The 18,135-nt window shown below is 69.5% G+C and carries 12 protein-coding genes; 9 read left to right on the top strand and 3 right to left on the bottom strand.

Annotated elements, in window-relative coordinates; genetic code table 11:
• Positions 1 to 135 precede the first annotated feature (135 nt).
• The 4 genes from DK368_RS18830 to DK368_RS18850 all read left to right on the top strand — a co-directional run bounded on the left by DK368_RS18830 (position 136) and on the right by DK368_RS18850 (position 5,558).
• A complete protein-coding gene (locus DK368_RS18830) occupies positions 136 to 717 on the top strand; it encodes a YqaA family protein (RefSeq protein ID WP_114395530.1) in 582 nt (193 codons plus the stop codon).
• 679 nt (positions 718 to 1,396) lie between these two features.
• Entirely contained in the window at positions 1,397 to 2,470 is a 1,074-nt protein-coding gene (fbaA, locus tag DK368_RS18840; RefSeq protein ID WP_114395532.1) for a class II fructose-bisphosphate aldolase, read from the top strand.
• A gap of 47 nt (positions 2,471 to 2,517) precedes the next feature.
• Positions 2,518 to 5,220 carry a bifunctional acetaldehyde-CoA/alcohol dehydrogenase gene (adhE, locus tag DK368_RS18845; protein WP_275668539.1) on the top strand — a complete coding sequence of 901 codons (2,703 nt, stop codon included), beginning with the start codon at positions 2,518 to 2,520 and terminating at the stop codon, positions 5,218 to 5,220.
• 92 nt (positions 5,221 to 5,312) lie between these two features.
• A complete protein-coding gene (locus tag DK368_RS18850) occupies positions 5,313 to 5,558 on the top strand; it encodes a hypothetical protein (protein ID WP_114395534.1) in 246 nt (81 codons plus the stop codon).
• Between the two features lie 106 nt (positions 5,559 to 5,664).
• On the opposite strand, the gene DK368_RS18855 is transcribed toward DK368_RS18850, so the two are convergent.
• The gene (locus DK368_RS18855) at positions 5,665 to 6,687 is read right to left on the bottom strand and encodes a LacI family DNA-binding transcriptional regulator (protein ID WP_114395535.1); all 1,023 of its coding nucleotides are present in this window, start codon (positions 6,685 to 6,687) and stop codon (positions 5,665 to 5,667) included.
• A gap of 201 nt (positions 6,688 to 6,888) precedes the next feature.
• Between DK368_RS18855 and ptsP the strand changes: the two genes are divergently transcribed.
• From ptsP to DK368_RS18880, 5 genes are all read left to right on the top strand, one after another.
• Complete coding sequence (gene ptsP / locus DK368_RS18860) at positions 6,889 to 9,405, top strand: phosphoenolpyruvate--protein phosphotransferase (RefSeq protein WP_114395536.1); 2,517 nt, start codon at positions 6,889 to 6,891, stop codon at positions 9,403 to 9,405.
• Positions 9,402 to 10,379 carry a 1-phosphofructokinase gene (gene pfkB, locus DK368_RS18865; protein ID WP_114395537.1) on the top strand — a complete coding sequence of 326 codons (978 nt, stop codon included), beginning with the start codon at positions 9,402 to 9,404 and terminating at the stop codon, positions 10,377 to 10,379. The genes ptsP and pfkB overlap by 4 nt, the downstream gene beginning before the upstream one ends.
• A 32-nt stretch (positions 10,380 to 10,411) precedes the next feature.
• On the top strand, positions 10,412 to 12,196 hold the full coding sequence (locus DK368_RS18870) for a fructose-specific PTS transporter subunit EIIC (RefSeq protein WP_114395538.1): 1,785 nt from the start codon (positions 10,412 to 10,414) through the stop codon (positions 12,194 to 12,196).
• Positions 12,197 to 12,471: 275 nt separating this feature from the next.
• On the top strand, positions 12,472 to 13,320 hold the full coding sequence (locus DK368_RS18875; protein WP_114395539.1) for a FecR family protein: 849 nt from the start codon (positions 12,472 to 12,474) through the stop codon (positions 13,318 to 13,320).
• Between the two features lie 51 nt (positions 13,321 to 13,371).
• Complete coding sequence (locus tag DK368_RS18880; protein ID WP_114395540.1) at positions 13,372 to 16,215, top strand: TonB-dependent receptor; 2,844 nt, start codon at positions 13,372 to 13,374, stop codon at positions 16,213 to 16,215.
• Positions 16,216 to 16,407: 192 nt separating this feature from the next.
• Here DK368_RS18880 and DK368_RS22130 read toward each other — a convergent pair whose 3' ends face one another.
• Positions 16,408 to 16,848 carry a hypothetical protein gene (locus DK368_RS22130; RefSeq protein WP_193552319.1) on the bottom strand — a complete coding sequence of 147 codons (441 nt, stop codon included), beginning with the start codon at positions 16,846 to 16,848 and terminating at the stop codon, positions 16,408 to 16,410.
• A gap of 143 nt (positions 16,849 to 16,991) precedes the next feature.
• Positions 16,992 to 18,134, bottom strand: coding sequence for an ABC transporter permease (locus tag DK368_RS18890; protein WP_114395541.1), 1,143 nt, complete (start codon positions 18,132 to 18,134; stop codon positions 16,992 to 16,994).
• Between the last annotated feature and the right edge of the window lies 1 nt (position 18,135).

An 18,135-nucleotide genomic window follows, 5' to 3' on the forward strand; every position in this document is an offset into this window, starting at 1 on the left:
TCATCGTCAACGCCCGAGAGAGGGGCGCGGCTGTTGCAATCCGGGATCGGCTTGGCCGGTCCTTGCCGAGGGGGCGGCGAAGCTGGTACAGCAGCCGCGGTTTTCATCCGCCTCTGCCGGGAAAGGCTGCCCTCCGTGATCCGCCCGCTCTATGACTGGACCATGCGTATGGCCGCGCATCCGCGCGCCGTCTGGGTTCTTGCGGCCATCAGCTTCGCCGAGAGCAGCTTCTTCCCGATTCCGCCGGATGTGATGCTGATCCCGCTGATCATGGCCTGCCGGCAGCGCGCCTTCATGCTGGCCCTGGTCTGTACGCTGTCCTCGGTCATCGGCGGCTTTGCCGGCTATGCCATCGGCTATTTCCTGTTCGACGGCATCGGCCGGGCCGTGTTCGAGGCCTATGGGCTGATGCCGACCTATGACAGCATGCGCAGCTATTTCGACCAGTACGGGGCCTGGGTCATCATGATCAAGGGCATGACCCCGATCCCGTTCAAGCTGCTGACCATCGCCAGCGGGGCGCTGCATTTCGACCTGCTGGAATTCGCCGGCGCCGCGATCATCTCACGCAGTGTCCGCTTCTTCCTGGTGGCGGCGCTGCTGTGGAAGTTCGGCGCGCCGATCCGGGCCTTCGTCGAGGAACGGCTGACCCTGGTCACCACCGTGTTCGTGCTGCTGCTGGTCGGCGGCTTCGTCGCGGTGAAGTTCATCCACTGACCGCCCGCTGCCGCGCCGGCCCACATCCCGCATCGCCCCCCGGCCCCCAGGGTCCGGGCCGCCCAGGCACGGCGCCCGCCGGCTGCCGCTGGACTCCCGCGTTCCACCTGCGGCAAACTATCGCGCCAATAGGGCCGGCCGTCATGCCGACGGCGGGAAACGCCCGCATCTGCGCCGTTTCCGCCGCACACCGGGCCACGAAAATCGTGTAATTGCGTTTCAGGAATGCCTGGGACCATAGCGCTGCGCCACCGGGTCCGGCCGGCGGAAAACCAGCGGAAAAGCCAGAAAATACAGGACCTCCAGCCCAGACACCCCATTTGTTCGGTCGCAAAAGCACCCTGCATTCCGATATAAGAACTGACCTGTATCAGTGTTAGCGCTGCGAGACCGATGGTAAGGAGGGCGCTGGCCGGCTGTTGAGAACCCGATCCGGGCCGGGGCGAGGATCGCCCCCGACGGAGCGAGGTGCCACGGTCGGGCCGGTTTTCCGCACCCAGGGCGGCGGACCAGAGGGTCCCGGCGGGGCACGCCCCGACGGCAACGGATTGGCTGGCGTCAGAACCAGCGCTTGAACGGCAGGCCCCGTACAGGTCGGGGACTGCCCGCGTAAACGGGCCGGGTGCGGCAGTCGGGCCGGGCCTTCAGGACAGACAAGCAGGCGCAAGGAGCAGGAACTATGGCAACACTGAAGCCGGGCGTGGTTACGGGCGAGGAATACCGGACCCTGGTTGCCGCGTGCCAGGAGGGCGGCTACGCCCTGCCGGCCGTCAACGTGGTCGGCACCAACACCATCAACGCCGTCCTGGAGGCGGCCGCCAAGAACCAGTCCGACGTCATCATCCAGCTGTCCAATGGCGGTGCCAAGTTCTACGCCGGCGAAGGGCTGAAGGACGGGCTGAACGCCCGCATCCTGGGCGCCGTGTCGGCCGCCCAGCATGTGCATCTGCTGGCCAAGCAGTATGGCGTCTGCGTCATCATGCACACCGACCACGCCGCCAAGACCCTGATCCCCTGGGTCGAGGGCATGATCGGGCACAGCGAGGAGCATTTCCGCGCCACCGGCCGCCCCCTGTTCAGCTCGCACATGCTGGACCTGTCGGAGGAGCCGCTGGAGGAGAACCTGCACGAATCCGCCCGCATCCTGAAGCGGCTGGCGCCCATGGGCATGAGCCTGGAGATCGAACTGGGCGTCACCGGCGGCGAGGAGGACGGGGTCGGCAGCGAGGATCTGGACAGCGCCGAGAACGCCTCCCTCTACACCCAGCCCGAGGATGTGCTGCGCGCCTATGAGATGCTGGCGCCGATCGGCCATTTCTCCGTCGCGGCCTCCTTCGGCAATGTCCATGGCGTCTACGCGCCGGGCAATGTCAAGCTGCGGCCGGAGATCCTGAAGGCCTCGCAGGCGCTGGTGTCGAAGACCCATGGCGGCGGCGAGAAGCCCCTGGCCCTGGTGTTCCATGGCGGTTCCGGCTCGGAGAAGGACAAGATCGCCGCGGCCGTGAGCTATGGCGTGTTCAAGATGAACATCGACACCGACACGCAGTTCGCCTTCGCCTCGGCCATCGGTGCCGCCGTGTTCAAGAACCCGGACGCCTTCAAGCACCAGATCTGCCCGCAGACCGGCAAGCCGTTCAAGAAGATCTACGACCCCCGCAAATGGCTGCGCGACGGCGAGCTGGGCATCATCACCCGCATGGATGAAGCCTTCGCCGACCTCGGCTCGGCCGGAAAATCCCTGGCTGCCCGGTAAGCCACGACCGGACATCCCCCTCTGCCGCGGGCGCCCGGCGCCCGCGGATCTCGGCACCGGATGCGCCCCCAGGGCCATCCCCGACTGAAAGGACCACACACATGACCGTGTCCACGCCCGCGGCGCTGAACGAGCTGATCGCACGGGTCAAGGAGGCGCAGCGGATCTATGCTGGCTTCTCCCAGGAACAGGTGGACCTGATCTTCCGCAACGCCGCCCTGGCGGCGGCCAACGCCCGCATTCCCCTGGCCAAGCTGGCCGTGGCGGAAACCGGCATGGGCGTGATGGAAGACAAGGTGATCAAGAACCACTTCGCGTCCGAGTACATCTACAACAAGTACAAGGACGAGAAGACCTGTGGCGTGCTGGAGGTGGATGACGAGGCCGGCATCGTCACCATCGCCGAGCCGGTGGGGCTGATCTGCGCCATCGTGCCGACCACCAACCCGACCTCCACCGCCATCTTCAAGGCGCTGATCGCCCTGAAGACCCGCAACGGCCTGGTGATCTCCCCGCACCCGCGCGCCCGCAAGGCCACCTGCGAGGCGGCACGCCTGGTGCTGCAGGCCGCCGTCGATGCCGGCGCCCCGGCCGACATCATCGGCTGGATCGACCAGCCGTCGGTGGAACTGTCCAACGCCGTCATGCGGCACCCGGACATCAACCTGATCCTGGCCACCGGCGGTCCGGGCATGGTCAAGGCCGCCTATTCCTCGGGCAAGCCGGCCATCGGCGTCGGCGCCGGCAACACCCCGGCCGTCATCGACGAATACGCCGACATCAAGCGGGCCGTGGCCTCCATCCTGATGTCGAAGACCTTCGACAACGGCGTGGTCTGCGCCTCGGAGCAGTCGGCGGTGGTCGTGGACTCGGTCTATGAGGCCGTGCGCGACCGCTTCTCCAAGCATGGCGGCTACATCCTGTCGGCCGACGAGGCCGCGGCCGTGCGCAAGGTGCTGATGATCAACGGGCATCTGAACGCCGACATCGTCGGCCAGTCCGCCTGTGGCATCGCCGCCCTGGCCGGCATCACCGTGCCGGGCTACACCAAGGTGCTGATCGGCGAAGTCGAGCATATCGACGATACCGAGGCCTTCGCCCACGAGAAGCTGTCGCCGACCCTGGCGCTCTACCGCGCCAAGGATTTCAAGGAAGCCTGCGAGAAGGCGGCGGCGCTGGTGGCGCTGGGCGGCATCGGCCACACCTCGGCCCTCTACACCGACCAGGACCAGCGGGACGATCGCGTCCGCCACTTCGGCGCCATGATGAAGACGGCGCGCATCCTCATCAACACGCCCTCGTCCCAGGGCGGCATCGGCGATCTCTACAATTTCCGCCTGGCGCCGTCGCTGACCCTGGGCTGCGGCTCGTGGGGCGGCAACTCGATCTCCGAGAATGTCGGCCCGCAGCACCTGATCAACCGCAAGACCGTGGCGAAGCGAGCCGAGAACATGCTCTGGCACAAGCTCCCGAAATCCATCTATTTCCGCCGGGGCTGCCTGCCCTTCGCCCTGGAGGATCTGCGCGGCAAGAAGCGCTGCCTGATCGTCACCGACCGCTTCCTCTACGACAACGGCCACGTCAATGAGACGGTGGCGGTGCTGAAGGGGCTGGGCATGGAGGTGGAGACCTTCTTCGAGGTCAATGCCGACCCGACCCTGGCGGTGGTGCGCAAGGGTGTGGCCCTGGCCAACGCCTTCAAGCCCGACGTCATCCTGGCCCTGGGCGGCGGCTCGCCGATGGACGCGGCCAAGATCATGTGGGTCATGTACGAGGCGCCGGATGTGGCGTTCGAGGATCTGGCCCTGCGCTTCATGGATATCCGCAAGCGCATCTACAAGTTCCCGAAGCTGGGGGTGAAGGCGTCCTTCGTGGCCGTGCCGACCACCTCGGGCACCGGGTCGGAAGTGACCCCGTTCGCCGTGGTCACCGACGAGACGACGGGCATCAAGTACCCGATCGCCGACTATGCCCTGACCCCGGACATGGCCATCATCGACGCCAATCTGGTGATGAACATGCCGAAGTCGCTGACCGCCGCCGGCGGCATCGACGCCGTGACCCATGCGCTGGAGGCCTATGTCTCGGTGCTGGCCAACGAGTACACCGACGGCCAGGCCCTGCAGGCCCTGAAGCTGCTGAAGGAGAACCTGCCCTCCGCCTATGAGAACGGCGCCAAGGACCCCAAGGCCCGCGAGCTGGTCCACAATGCCGCCGCCATGGCCGGCATCGCCTTCGCCAACGCCTTCCTGGGCGTGTGCCATTCCATGGCGCACAAGCTGGGGGCCGAGTTCCACCTGCCGCACGGTGTGGCCAACGCCCTGCTGATCTCCAATGTCATCCGCTACAACGCGGTGGACATCCCGACCAAGCAGACCGCCTTCAGCCAGTATGACCGGCCGAAGAGCGTTGCCCGCTATGCCCAGGTCGCCCGTCACCTCAATCTGGGCGGCAGCCGCGACCATGAGCGGGTGGAGAAGCTGATCGAGTGGGTGGACGACCTGAAGCGCACGCTGGACATCCCGGCGTCGATCCAGGCGGCCGGCGTGCCGGAGGCGGCCTTCCTGGCCAAGCTCGACACCCTGGCCGAAGCCGCCTTCGACGACCAGTGCACCGGCGCCAACCCGCGCTATCCGCTGGTCAGCGAGATCAAGCAGCTGCTGCTCGACAGCTACTATGGCCGCGCCTATGTGGAGCAGCCCGGCAGCGTGGAGCCGACCGGCCCGACGCTGGTTGTCCCGGCCGCCTGATCCCCGCCTCCCGTCTCCGGGTGCCGCACGGCACCCGGAGACTGCTTCGCCGATGCGCCCCGACCAACGGCGCGCCCCAACGGAGTGCCCCCATGAGCAAGACCGTGATGTGGAGCGAGATCGACGCCAAAGGCTTCGAATCCACCTGCTTCTTCAATGAGGACCCGCGCAGCTACGAAGTCATGGTCTGCGCCACCGGCCAGCGCCTCTGCCGCTCGGACTCCTTCCCCGCCAACACCGAACCGCACCAGGGCATGGCGCAGGATGACCTGCACCAGTCCATCACCGTGGCCGGCCGCCTGGTCACCGAGATCGAGCATCTTCTGGGCGATCACTGAGGGGGATCAACATCCACCCCTCCCGCCGCCCCCGGACCTTGACCGGCCGGGCGGAATGACGCGGAAATTCCGGTGTCTGCCGGACTGTCCCCGGCGTCGCAGTGGCCTATGACGCCGATGCAGCCACCGCCGATGCAGTCACCGCCGATCGCGCCGCCGTCGAGTCCCGCAGGACGCAGCGGCCGCTGAGCACCACGGTGCGGACGGCGGCGTCGGGCTGGTGCAGCCGGTCGAACAGCAGCTGCATGGCCTGGCGCCCCATCTCTTCCGTCGGCTGCTCGATGACGGTCAGGCCCGGATCGACCAGACCGGTCCAGGGTTCGTTGTCGAAGCCGGCCAGGGCCAGATCGGCGGGGATGCGCAGCCCCAGCCCGCGCGCGACCCGCACCGCCCCGGCCAGCAACAGGCTGTTGCTGGTGACCAGCGCCTCCGGCCGGTCCGCCTGCCCCAGCCAGTCCCGCACCGCCGGCTCCGACACTTCCGCCTGGGGCGGCACGAACCGGACGGCGGGCGTCAGCCCGTGGCGGGCCATGGCCGCCAGATACCCCTCCTGCCGTTCCAGGCCGGTGCTGCTGGTGGCACCGAACAGGCCGCCGATGCGGCGATAACCGCGTTCGACCAGATGGTCGACCAGAGCCTGGGCCGCGCCACGATTGTCCAACACCACGGCATCGAACAGACCGGCCGGGCCGGTGCGGTCGATCAGCACCGCCGGCACGTCCACCGGCTGCCGCCGCAGGGTGTCGGCGCCGACACGGGTGGGGGCGAAGATCAGGCCGGTGACCCGCTCCTCCTGCATCAGGCGCAGATACATGGCCTCCCGTGCCGGGTCCTCGTCGGTGTTGCAGAGGATGACCCGCATGCCGGCGTCATAGGCCACCGTTTCCACCGCCCGCGCCACCGAGGTGAAAAAGGGGTTGCGGATATCGGCCACCACCAGTCCAATGGTCTGGCTGTGCTGTGAGCGCAGCCGGCGGGCGGAAAGATTCGGGCGGTAGCCGGTGGCCCGGATGGCCGCCTCCACCTGTTCGCGCAGCGCCGCACTGACCGGGCCGTTGCCCAGAACGCGCGACACGGTGGCCGGCGATACCCCGGCGGCACGGGCGACATCCTTGATGCTGACGGTCATGGGCGGGCAATCATGGGCAGGGGTCCAGGAAAACGTTTCCAGCAGCCTTGACGGCTCCTTTCACCACCTTCCTCCAGCTTTCATGCCGGTTGCAAGCCTCCCTTGCTGATAGATTGCCGCAGGTTCCGAAAAAAACTTTGACAGGAAGACTGAAAACGTTTTCAGTTCCTTCAACAAGAGACTGTCCGGGAGACGTCTGCCATGTGCGCCGCTGCAGCCAGCGACCTGCTGACCCGAGAGCTGATCCGCCTGCGGGTCACCCCGACCGATAAAGAGGACGCCATCCGTCAGGCGGCCCAGATGCTGATTGCCGGCGGCTGTGTCGAGCCCGGCTATGAAGACAGCATGCGCCGCCGCGAAGCCGTGGCCAACACCTTCCTGGGCCATGGCGTCGTCATCCCCCACGGCCTCGGCGAGGATCGCGGCCTGGTCCGCCGCAACGGCATCGCCGTGCTGCAGGTGCCAGACGGGCTGGAATGGAACCCCGGCCAGGTGGCCCGGCTGGTGGTGGCCATCGCCGCCCAGTCCGACGCCCACATCACCCTGCTGCGCCGTCTGACCCGCCTGCTGCAGGACGACGCCACACTGGAGCAGCTGTTCACCACCGACGACCCCGACCGACTGATCGCCGCCCTGACCGAGGATGGCAGCGCCGCCCCGGCGCCGGGCACGCCGGCCGGTGATCTGGCCCAGCGCTTCGACTGGACCGTGGACTATCCGGCCGGGCTGCATGCCCGCCCGGCCTCGGCCTGGGTCGAGGCCGCGCGCGGCTTCTCCGCCCGCATCCGCCTGCGCCACGGCGACCAGGCGGCGGACGCCAAGAATCTGGTGTCGCTGCTGCAGCTGGGCCTGCGCGCCGGCGATGTGGTCACCCTGTCCGCCGAGGGCAGCGATGCCGCCGCAGCCCTGGCCAAGCTGAAGACGGTCATGACCGGGCTGTCGGCCCAGGAACAGCGGGACGCGGCCCTGGCCGCCCAGCGCAGCAAGCCGGCCGCGGGCGGCTGGTCGCCCCCCGGCGCGCCGGTGGCCATCGCCGGCATCGGCGCGGCACCGGGCGTCGCCATCGGCACCGTCCGCGTGCTGACACCGGCGGAAACGCGGGTGCCGGACCATCCCGTGCCTCTGACCGAGGGGGGCGTCCAGCTGGATCAGGCGCTGACGGCCACGCGGCTGCAGCTGAAGGCCCTGGCCGACGACACCGCGCGCCGGCTGGGTCCGTCGGAGGCCGGGATCTTCAAGGCCCAGGCCGAGCTGCTGAACGATACCGACCTGATCACCCTGGCCTGTCAGCTGATGGTCGAGGGCCACGGCGTCGCCTGGTCCTGGAACGAAAGCATCGAGCGCATGGCGGCCCAGCTCTCGGCCCTGGGCAACCCGGTGCTGGCGGCGCGCGCCGCCGATCTGCGCGATGTGGGGCGCCGGGTCCTGGCCCAGATCGACCCGAGCCTGCGCAGCGGCGGATTGCAGGACCTGCCGGACGAGCCGACCATCCTGGTGGCGACCGACCTGTCGCCGTCGGATACGGCGGCGCTGGACCTGTCGCGCGTGGTCGGGCTGGCCACGGCGCAGGGCGGCCCGACCTCGCACACCGCCATCCTGGCGCGCACGCTGGGCCTGCCGGCCCTGGTGGCCGGCGGGGCGGCCCTGCTGGACCTGGAGAACGGGACGCCTGCCATCCTGGACGGCCAGGGCGGCCGCCTCTATCCCGGCCCGACCGCGGAGGCCGTGACCGCTGCCCGGCGCTGGGTCGAGGAGCAGCAGCAGGTCCGCGCCCGCGAGGCGGAGCAGCGCAGCCTGCCGGCGCGCACGGCCGATGGTCATACGGTCGCCATCGGCGCCAACATCAACCTGCCGGATCAGGCGGCCTTCGCCCTGTCGCAGGGCGCCGAGGGCGTCGGGCTGATGCGCACCGAGTTCCTGTTCCTGGAGCGGGGCGAAACGCCGGACGAGGATGAGCAGTACGCCACCTATGGCGCCATGCTGCACGCCCTGGACGGACGCCCGCTGATCGTGCGGGCGCTCGACATCGGCGGCGACAAGCAGGTGGCGCATCTGAACCTGCCGCAGGAGCAGAACCCGTTCCTGGGCGTGCGCGGCGCCCGCCTGCTGCTGCGGCGCAACGACCTGCTGGAGCCGCAGCTGCGCGCCCTCTACCGCACCGCCCGCGATGTCGGTGGCGAGCTGTCGATCATGTTCCCCATGATCACCTCGGTCCCGGAGGTGCTGGCCCTGCGTGCGACCTGCGAGCGCATCCGCACCGAGCTGGGGGCGCCGGCCGTGCCGCTGGGCATCATGATCGAGGTGCCCGCGGCCGCCATCCAGGCCGACATCCTGGCCCGGCATGTGGATTTCTTCTCCATCGGCACCAACGACCTGACCCAGTACGCCCTGGCCATCGACCGGCAGAATCCGGAGCTGGCGCCGGAGGCGGACAGCCTGCACCCGGCCGTGCTGCGCCTGATCCGGCAGACCGTGGACGGCGCCGCCCGCCACCAGCGCTGGGTCGGCGTCTGCGGCGGCATCGCCGGCGATCCGTTCGGCGCGGCCCTGCTGACCGGCCTGGGTGTGCAAGAGCTGTCGATGACGCCGCGCGACGTGCCGGCGGTGAAGGCGCGGCTGCGCGGCGCCGATCTGGCCACGTTGCAGGATCTGGCCCGGCGCGCCCTGGAGCTGGAAACCGCCGCCGACGTGCGCGCCCTGGATGGAGCGACCCCATGACCCGCGCCGTCGTCACCCTGACCCTGAACCCGGCCATCGACCAGACCATCAGCCTGGAGCGGCTGACGCACGGCAGCGTGAACCGGGCACTGGGCGTGCAGCAGAATGCCGGCGGCAAGGGCGTCAACGTCGCCAGCTGTCTGGCCGACTGGGGTGTGCCCGTCGTCGCCACCGGCGTCCTGGGCGCAGACAATGCGGGTCCGTTCGAGGCCCTGTTCGCCGCCAAAGGCATCGGCGACCGCTTCCTGCGCCAGGGCGGCAGCACCCGCACCAACATCAAGCTGGTGGACGCCGATGGCACCACCACCGACATCAACCTGCCCGGCCTGACGCTGGACGACGCCACCCTGGACACGCTGCGGCGGCAGATGGCCGCCCTCACGGCACCCGACAGCCTGGTGGTGCTGGCCGGCAGCCTTCCGGCCGGGGTGGCGGACGGGATCTATGCCGAGCTGGTGGCGGCACTGGCCGCCGCCGGTGCGCGGGTGGTGCTGGATGCCAGCGGGCAGCCCCTGGCCACGGCCCTGGCCGCCCCCACGCTGCCGACCTGCGTCAAACCCAACCGGCACGAGCTGGAGGCCTGGATCGGCCGGCCGCTGACCGGCCGCGCCGACCTGCTGGATGCCGCCGCCCGCCTGCGCGCACGGGGCATCGGGCTGGTGGTGGTCTCGCTGGGCGCGGGCGGCGCCCTGTTCCTGACCGGGGCCGGAGCGGTGCATGCCGGCCTGCCGCCGACGCAGGCCCCCAGCACCGTCGGCGCCGGTGACGCCATGGTGGCGGGTCTGGTGGCCGGGCTGGGCGCCGGCCTGTCCCTGCCGGACACGGCGCGGCTGGCCACGGCCTTCGCCGCCGGCAAGCTGGGGCGGATCGGTCCGCACCTGCCGGACAAGCCGCGGCTGCTGGCGCTGGCCGGCCAGGTCACCGTGACCGATGCGAAACTCTGGGCGGCCGGTGCCGCCGACGTCGAGGCGTGAAGAACAGGGACCTGACCCTGCGGGAGGAAGCAATGACAGATGTGGTGGCGGTCATCGGCGCCGGCGAATACAGCACCCAGGGGGTGCTGGCGGCGGAAGCCCTGCGCAAGGCCGCGAAACAGCGCGGAATCGGCATCGCCGTCGAGGTCCGCCTCGACCAGGGCGTGCTGGGAGAGGTCAACGCGGCCGACATCCCGCCGTCGGCCCGCATCCTGCTGGTCGGCAGCTCCACGGGGACAGCCAGCAGCCCGCTGCCGGCCGAACGCTTCGGCGGACGGGCCCAGTTCCGGGCCTCGCTGGAACAGGTCCTGGCCGACGCCGACGCCGTGCTGGCAAGGACGCTGGGTCCCGCCGCCGGGACCGCTGCCCCCCCGGCCACGGCCCAAGGAACGGCACAGGAGCCAGCCGGGGATGCGCCGCTGCGCATCGTCGCCATCACCTCCTGCCCCACCGGCATCGCCCATACCTTCATGGCGGCCGAGGGTCTGCAACAGGCGGCCCGGGCCCTGGGCCATGATATCCGGGTGGAGACCCAGGGGTCCGTCGGTGCCCGCGACACGCTGACCCCGGCAGAGATCGCGGCTGCCGATCTGGTGATCATCGCCGCCGACACCCAGGTCGATCTGGCCCGCTTCGGCGGCAAGCGCGTGTTCCTCAGCGGCACCAAGCCCGCCATCAATGACGGCAAGGCGCTGATCCGGCGGGCCGAGACCGAGGCACAGCCGCATGGCACCGCCCCGGCTGCGGCTGCCGCTGCGGCTGGGAGCGCGGCCAAGCCGGCCCGCGGCGAGCGCACCGGCCCCTACAAGCATCTGATGACCGGCGTGTCCTTCATGCTGCCCTTCGTGGTGGCGGGCGGCCTGCTGATCGCCGTGGCCTTCGCCCTGGGCGGCATCTACGCCTATGACGACGCCCACAAGGGCACCCTGGCCTATGCCCTGTTCCAGATCGGGGCCAAGGGCGGCTTCGCCCTGATGATCCCGGCCCTGGCCGGCTATATCGCCTTCTCCATCGCCGACCGGCCGGGCATCGCCCCCGGCATGATCGGCGGCATGGTGGCGGCCAATCTCAGTTCCGGCTTCCTGGGCGGCATCGCCGCCGGCTTCATCGCCGGCTATGGCGTCGCCTTCCTGAACCGCACGATCCAGTTGCCACGCACGCTGGAAGGCCTGAAGCCGGTGCTGATCCTGCCGGTGCTGGGCACGCTGCTGACGGGCCTGCTGATGACCTATGTGGTCGGCGTGCCCGTGGCCGAGCTGCTGACCGCCCTGACCACCTGGCTGAAGAGCATGCAGGGCAGCAGCGCCATCCTGCTGGGCCTGCTGATCGGCGCCATGATGGCCTTCGACATGGGCGGCCCGGTGAACAAGGCGGCCTATGCCTTCTCCACCGGCCTGATCGCCAGCCAGGTCTATACCCCCATGGCCGCGGCCATGGTGGCCGGCATGACCCCGCCGCTGGGGCTGGCGCTGGCCACCCGGCTGTTCGCCAAGCACTTCACCCCGGAGGAGCGTGAGGCCGGCAATGCCGCCGCCGTGCTGGGCCTGGCCTTCGTCACCGAAGGCGCCATCCCCTTCGCCGCCCGCGACCCGCTGCGGGTGATCCCGGCCCTGGTCGCCGGCTCCGCCGTGGCCGGTGCCATCTCCATGGCCGTCGCCGCCGAGCTCAAGGTTCCCCATGGCGGCATCTTCGTGCTGCCCATCCCCAATGCCGTCACCCATCTGGGCGGCTATGTGGCGGCGCTGGTGGCCGGAACGGTGGTGACGGCCCTGGTGCTGCGGCTGCTGATGCGCCCGGTGGCACGCCCGGCGGCATGACCGCACCGACGGCCGCGGCAGACACCTGACCCCGACTGTCGTCCAATCTTCATTTGACGGAGACATGGCGCGGAGGGCATTCCCCCCGCGCCATGCGATATTCGACCAACCTCCCCACCGACATGTCCGCCCCGGACCGGCCCCGCACGCCCGGGACCCGCCGACACCGCCAGGGTGCATTTGCGCGCAGCCCCCTCCACCCGGCGCACATTGCTTGCAATTGACGGCAACCGCTGGTCAACTTCGGATCACGACCCACCGGAAGCACCTGTCGGATGAGTAGAGACGGCGCCACGCGAGAGATCGGCCATCTGGGGCAGAGCGCCACCGGACGTTTCGGGCATGGCCTGGCGCAGCGGTCGGTGAATCAGTCCCTGGACGGGCCACGCATCGGCCGCCGCGCCCTGTTGGCCGGCGGCGGCGCTTTGGCGGCCGCGGCGGCACTGGGGTTGACGGGGCGCTATCTGGGGCGCGAACGGCATGAAACGGCCAGGGGCGAGGTGCGGCACCTGTCCCTGCCCGATGGATCGTTGGTCACGCTGAACACGGACAGCGCCCTCAGCGTCCAGTTCGGGGAGACGGAACGCCTGATCGATCTCAACCGCGGCGAGGCCCTGTTCACCGTGGCGCGCCAGACCCGGCCTTTCATCGTCACGGCGGGATCGACACATATCCACTGCCTGGACAGCGCTTTCGCCGTCCGCCATCTCAGCCCGCAGGTGGACATCCTTGTCACCGCCGGCGCTGTGCGCACCTGGGAAGCCGGTCTGATCGGGACGACACCACCGACCCTGGTTCAGTCTGGACAGCATCTCTCCCGTCAGGCGGGACAGGCGCCGGCCGTGGCCCCGCTGCCGGCCCACGAGGCCGAGCGGCGGCTGGCCTGGCGCACCGGCATGATCATCCTGGAGGGGGAGAGCCTCGGCAGCGCCGCCAGCGATTTCAACCGTTACAACCGGCGGCGACTGGTCGTGTCCGACCCGGCCCTGGCCCGCGAAAAGGTGTTCGGCGCCTTCCGGGCCGAGGACCCCGAAGCCTTCGCCCGCGCAGCCGCCATCGCTTTGGGCGCGCCCCTGACCCTGAGCGAACGGGAAATCCGCATCGGCTATGACCGCCGCACCTAGGCGCACCGCTCTGCCGCGCCCCCGCGTCAGCCCCCGGACCTGAGCCGGACCATGCGTCTGCGCTGTGCATCGACCGTGATGATGGCGATCGGCCTGTGCATGGCCGGCGCGCGGGCGGAGGACGCCGCGCAGCCGCATGAGTTCGATATCGACACCCAGCCGGTGCGCACCGGCATCCTGGAACTCAGCCGCCAGTCCGGGACACAGATCCTGGTCACCGACGCCGCCGCCGGCGACCAGTGGGGTGCGGCGGTCAAGGGCCGATTGGCCACGCGCGAGGCTATCGACCGGCTGTTGGCCGGCACCACCCTGGAGGTCAAGGCCGACGATGGCCGAACCCTGATCCTGGGCCGCCGCCCGCCCGAGTCCCCCCCATTCGAGTCCCGGCCACGCGAGCCCCATCCGCCCGTGCTGGAAGAGATCGTCGTCACCGGCCAGCGCCTGGCCCAGATGCGGGCCCTGCAGGAGAAGCGGGACGCCATCGGTGTCCGCGACGTGGTCTCCGCCGACGAGATCGGCCGTCTGCCCGACAAGAATGCGGCCGAGAGCGCCGAGAGGCTGCCTGGCGTCAGCCTGCATTACGACCAGGGCGAGGGCCGCTACGTCACCATCCGCGGCATCGATGCCAGCCTGAACAATGTCACCGTCAACGGCGTCGGGCTGGGCACCCCGGATGGCGACAGCCGTGCCATGCCGCTGGACGTCATCAGCGCCCAGCTGGTGTCCCGCATCGAGGTGGTGAAGGCGGTCACGCCGGACATGGATGCCCAGGCCCTGGGCGGCACCATCAATCTGGTGACCCAAAGCCCCTTCGACCAGAACCGGGCTTTCTTCGGCCGAGCCTTCGTCCAGGCCGGACACGAGCAGCTGAACGACGGGACGCCGGTGGCCGGGTCCCTGACCCTGGGAGGCCTGTTCGGTCCGGACCGGTCCTGGGGTCTGCTGCTGGGCGGGAACTATTCGGCCCGCGACTACCGCACCTATGGCGTCTACCCCGACGACTGGCGGGCGGTTCCCGGTTTCGACCGGGGCCTGCCGGTGACGCTGAAGGACACGATCTATGACGTGGACCGCCGCCGCCTGGGCCTGAACGCTGCCCTGGAGGTCGAGCCGACGGACCGAGACAGGTTTTATCTTCGCGGGCTGTTCAGCCGCTTCCGCGAGGATGAACGCCGGCAGCGCTACCGGCTGGATTTCGCCACGTCCAGCCTGATCGGGAACGGTCAGGTCACACCCGGCGATGGCGAAACCGGCACGTCTGTCGGGGCGGAGGCCCGCGTCGATCTGCGTCTGGAGCAGAAGGAAAAGCAGGTCGCCACCGTCGGCATCGGCGGCGAGCACCGCCGCGGCGGCTGGGAGGTCAGCTACGATCTGTCCTGGGTGGAGAACCGGCTGAAAGAACCGAACCAGGTCTGGAGCTTCCGCGGCGGTGCCGTCACGGCTGATTTCGACATGGGGCCGCTGCTGTTCGCCCTGACGCCGCGCGCCGATGCCCCACCCGGCGCGCTGGGCTTCAACCAGTATTCGACCCAGGACAATCATGGAAAACAGCGGGCCGGCGTCGCCCGCCTGGATCTCAAGCGTGCCCTGCCCGTGGGAGATGAGGGGTCGTACCTGAAGGTCGGCGCCAAGTACCGCAGCGACCGCAAGCAGGAGGACGACACCATCGCCACCTATGGCCCCGGAAAAGGCGCCTTCGCCTTCACCCTGGCCGATTTCGACCTGGCCGGCCCGCGGGCCGATGTGGCGGTGGATGGACAGACCTATACGGTCTTCCCCACCATCAACCAGGAGGCGATCCGCGCCTTTACGGCCGGCTTCCTGGGGACGGGCCATTTCGTTCCGAACGAGGCGGCGACCCTGGCGGCCTCCCTGCGCTCCGACTACCGTTTCGACGAGGACATCGCGGCCGGATACGCCATGGCCAATCTGGTGGTCGGTCAGATCACGCTGACCGGCGGGCTGCGGCTGGAGCACACCGCCATCACGGCCGCCGGGACCCAGGTAACCAATCACAGCGTGGTGACGCCGGTGAAGGGGACCACCGCCTATACCGATCTGCTGCCCAACCTTCACCTGCGCTACGACCCGACGGAGGAGGTGGTGCTGCGGGCCTCCGTCACCCGGACGCTCGGCCGGCCGGCCTACAGCACCCTGGCCCCGGCCGCCGCCCTGACCTTCGAGACCCTGCCCGGCGGCAGCGTCGAAGGGGAGCTGTTCACCGGCAATCCGGAGCTGCGCCCGTACAAGGCCAGCAACTATGATCTGGCCGGCGAATACTATTTCGCCAAGGGCGGGCTGCTGTCGGCGGCACTGTTCCACAAACGCATCCGCGATCCGGTCTTCACCTACCGCGACACGCGGACCGACACGGTCTATGGCGGTGTCCATTTCGACCGGCTGGAATTCCAACAGGCACGCAATGGCGGCCACGCCTGGATCACGGGCCTGGAACTGGCGGTGCAGCAGCAATTCACCGGTCTGCCCGGCTTCTGGGCCGGCTTCGGCCTTGCGGCCAACCTCACCCTCACCGATTCCGTGCTGACGCTGCCGGACGGCGGCCGGGTGCCCTTCCCGCGGCAGGCCGACCGGCTGTACGGCGCCCAGCTGTTCTACCAGAGAGCCGGAATCGAAGCGGCGCTGTCCTATCACCATGGCGGCGCCTATCTCAACGCCGTGTCCGACAGCCGGGCCACTGACTTCTACGTCAACCGCTACCGCCGCCTGGATGCCAAGATCAGCTATGCCCTGACGGAGTCCGCCAGCCTGTCGCTGGAACTCCAGAACCTGCTGGATGAAAGCCAGTGGGACTATCAGGGAGGGCGCCCGGACTGGGTGATCGGCCATGAGCGCTATGGCCGCACCGCCTATCTCGGCCTCGGCCTGACCTGGTGAGCGGTCAACGTCGCCCTCCGGCGTCGGTGGCGCGCTTCAACGGCAGACGGTTGATGTCAGGTCGCGGTGTTCCTGCGCGGCGCCAGAGCGGCGGAAGGCGACGCATGGCGGGGGCGGCCGATGCCGCGGAAATCCGGAGAAGACGGGGCTGGGCGGTCCCGCCCCTGTCAGGGGTTCCGACGGGGGCCGAGATCAGCGGTCATGCCAATGATGATGGCGTGGCGGGGGCGGGGTCCAGCGCGGTGGCGGCGGCCCCCAATGACGGCCATGATCCCAGCGCGGCCCCTCATGCCAGCCGCGCGGCGGCGGGGGCGGATAATAGGTCCGGGGCGGCGGATAGTAAGCGCGGGGCGGTCCCGGACGGTCGTGATGGCGGTCGACATAGATGGTCCGCCGGTCGTCATGGTCCGGCGCCACGGCCAGCCCGACGATGCCGCCCAGGGCGGCCCCGCCAAGGATGCCGGCCAGATCGCCATCGCTGACGATGGCGCCGCCCAGGGCACCGATGCCGGCACCGATGGCGGCGCTGTCGCCCCGATCCCCCGCCCGGGCCGGCGCCGCCATGAGCAAGCCCGAGGTCAGCAGCGACAGGGCCAGAGCCCCTGCAGCAAGACGCGTCGACCGTGGTTGCATGATCCCATCTCCTGTCCGGGACCCGCCAGCCCATGGCGGGTTCCCCATGACAACAGGCTGGACGCCGATCATGACAGGATCTGGACGCGGCGGTGACGGTGGCGGGACCATTGCGGGGCGATGACCTGCGCGACCGCCCGCCGTCAGCCGCCGGCCATGGCCTTGCGGAAGCGCACCAGGGCGATGGCAAAGAAGAGGATACCGGACCCGGCCAGGGCCAGCAGATCGCGCCAGAGCAGCGACAGCCCGGCGCCGCGGAAGACAATGGCCGTGGCCGCATCGACGTAATAGGTCAGCGGCGACACCACCATCAGCCAGCGCACGGCCTGCGGCATGCTCTCGGCCGGGGTATAGGCGCCGGACAGGAAGATCATCGGCGACAGAACCAGCGCCACCAGCAACCCCAGCTGCGGCACGTTGCTGGCAATGGTTGCCAGCACCATGGACAGGCCGGAGGTGGTGACCAGGAACAGGGCGGTCACCAGCAGGAACAGCGCCACCGAGCCGACGATGGGGGCCCCGAACCAGCCATGCACCACCAGCAGCAGGCCGATGACCGACCCCACCAGCACGATGACGCCATTGGCCAGGATCTTCGACAGCATGATCTCCGCCGGCGAGACCGGCATGACCAGAAGATGCTCCACCGTGCCGTGTTCCTTCTCGCGCAGGAGCGCGATGGCCGGCAGCAGCAGCGACATCACCGCCACCATCTGCAACAGCTCGGTCAGGCCGGAATACCAGGTGTCGGTGCGGTTCGGGTTGAACAGCACGCGGATGCGGGCATCGATGGGCAGGCTGCTGGTCAGGTCCGGGCTGCCGCCGGCATGCTCCGCCACCTTGCGCAGGATGATCTGCTGGATGTAGCTGGCCCCCACATAGGCCTGGGTCACGGCGGTGGCATCCACATTGACCTGGATGCCGGGCACACGGCCGGCCACCAGATCGGCCTCCAGATCCTTGGGCAGGATCACGGCGAAGGTGAAGCGGCCGCTGTCCAGCCCCGACGCCACCTCGCCATAGCTGATGCGCTGCGGCGGCTGGAAGAAGGGCATCTGGAATCCGTCGATGATGCTGCGCGACAGCGGCGTGTCATCCTCGTCCACCACGGCGATGGCGCCGTTGCGCACCTCCAGCGAGATACCCTCCCCCGCCACCTGCACGTCGCCGGTGAAGGCGTAGACGATGAAGAGCAGCAGCCCCAGGTCGCGCACCACCGACAGGATTTCCTTGAATCCCAGCCGGGCGATCCGCCCCAAAGCCCCGCCTGTCCCGCTGCGGTCCATG

Origin of the sequence: Oleisolibacter albus, from assembly GCF_003336875.1 — a bacterium.
GTDB classification, from domain to species: Bacteria; Pseudomonadota; Alphaproteobacteria; order Azospirillales; family Azospirillaceae; genus Niveispirillum; species Niveispirillum album.

Coding starts and splice junctions, on each gene's coding strand:
- pfkB (WP_114395537.1), top strand. CDS start 9,402: ATGACCCGCGCCGTCGTCACCCTGACCCTGAACCCGGCCATCGACCAG.
- DK368_RS22130 (WP_193552319.1), bottom strand. CDS start 16,848: ATGCAACCACGGTCGACGCGTCTTGCTGCAGGGGCTCTGGCCCTGTCG.
- DK368_RS18850 (WP_114395534.1), top strand. CDS start 5,313: ATGAGCAAGACCGTGATGTGGAGCGAGATCGACGCCAAAGGCTTCGAA.
- DK368_RS18890 (WP_114395541.1), bottom strand. CDS start 18,134: ATGGACCGCAGCGGGACAGGCGGGGCTTTGGGGCGGATCGCCCGGCTG.
- DK368_RS18875 (WP_114395539.1), top strand. CDS start 12,472: ATGAGTAGAGACGGCGCCACGCGAGAGATCGGCCATCTGGGGCAGAGC.
- ptsP (WP_114395536.1), top strand. CDS start 6,889: ATGTGCGCCGCTGCAGCCAGCGACCTGCTGACCCGAGAGCTGATCCGC.
- fbaA (WP_114395532.1), top strand. CDS start 1,397: ATGGCAACACTGAAGCCGGGCGTGGTTACGGGCGAGGAATACCGGACC.
- DK368_RS18870 (WP_114395538.1), top strand. CDS start 10,412: ATGACAGATGTGGTGGCGGTCATCGGCGCCGGCGAATACAGCACCCAG.
- DK368_RS18880 (WP_114395540.1), top strand. CDS start 13,372: ATGCGTCTGCGCTGTGCATCGACCGTGATGATGGCGATCGGCCTGTGC.
- DK368_RS18855 (WP_114395535.1), bottom strand. CDS start 6,687: ATGACCGTCAGCATCAAGGATGTCGCCCGTGCCGCCGGGGTATCGCCG.